The sequence below is a fragment of the Pseudoflavonifractor phocaeensis genome (genome assembly GCF_021531375.1).
Taxonomy (GTDB): domain Bacteria; phylum Bacillota; class Clostridia; order Oscillospirales; family Oscillospiraceae; genus Lawsonibacter; species Lawsonibacter phocaeensis_B.
The window spans coordinates 1-1073 of the sequence record NZ_JADYTU010000059.1 but is presented as its reverse complement, the minus strand read 5'-3'; the positions used below and the strand labels follow the sequence as shown (position 1 = coordinate 1073).

The following is a 1073-nucleotide window of genomic DNA, read 5'->3' as shown; positions in this document are numbered from 1 at the left end:
GTGGACGATCTTAGGGGTGTGGATCTCGGTGAAGCCTTCCTCTGTCAGATACTCCCGGAAGGCCCGGGACAGGCCCTCCTGAATTTTGAACACGGAGCGCTCCCGCAGGTTCCGCAGAACCACTGGCCGCAGCCCCAGCTCGGTGTCCAGGTTCAGGTTCAGCTTCCACTTGGACACGGGGACGGGCATGGCCTCTGCGGGGCGGGAGAGGATCTCCACGGACTCCACCGCCAGCTCCCGGCCGCCGGGAGCCCTTCCCTCGGTCCGGACGGCGCCGGTGACGGAGACAGTACACTCCTCAGTGAGCTCCTGGGGCAGTCCCTCGGGGCCGCAGACGCACTGGAGCGCGCCGTCCCGCAGGCGCAGGGTGATGAAGTCGATGCCGCCCAGCTTCCGCAGGGCATGGACCGCGCCCTTCACGGTGACTGCCTGCCCGTCCAAAGCGCCGGAGGCAATGTCCTTGAAGGTAATTGAGGTTTTTCTGATTCCGGTGACAAATTCCATCGTGTTTCCATTCCTTTCTGAACTGGATACGTCCCCGGAGAAACAAAATGTCCCGGGCCGTATCAACAATACGACCCGGGACGAAATCATCGTTTCCATGATTCCGCGGTACCACCCGCGTTGCTCCTCCAACAAGGAACCTCTTTCGAGCCCCGGTAACGTGGGGAGGACGGACGGCCCTCAAACAATGCTTCGAACCGTCAGCTCAGAAGTGTTGCGCGACTCCGTCTTTCCCAACCAGGCTTTCAGCACAGTGGCCCGGTCTCTCTGTTGGACGCCGTGGAGTGCGGTCTTCGTCGGCGCTTTTGAATGATTATGGGCGGATTATACGCCTACCATTCCTGTTTGTCAAGAAAAATTTTTATCGTTTCAGCGTACTGATGCACTAAATGATTGCTGTTTCATTTTTTCTGTGCCGCAGGGTATGGTATACCGAAAAAAATATATTGGTAAATTTTAGTTTATTGGTGTATTACGGGGAGGATTTCGCCCTGCTGGGCGAGTTCCTTTGCCCGCGGCGGCAAAGGAACCAAAACGCCGCCGGGGACGGCGGCAGGGAAAGCGCAAAA

2 protein-coding genes are annotated in these 1073 nt (G+C 58.1%); one reads left to right on the top strand and one right to left on the bottom strand.

What is annotated here, in order from left to right; genetic code table 11:
- Window positions 1-504, bottom strand: a 504-nt coding sequence (locus I6E39_RS11010; RefSeq protein ID WP_235381626.1) for an OB-fold nucleic acid binding domain-containing protein, incomplete at its 3' end; no start/stop codon positions are given.
- Between the two features lie 389 nt (window positions 505-893).
- Here I6E39_RS11010 and I6E39_RS11005 point away from each other — a divergent pair.
- Window positions 894-1073: hypothetical protein (locus I6E39_RS11005; RefSeq protein ID WP_235381625.1), on the top strand; the 180-nt coding region annotated here is incomplete at its 3' end.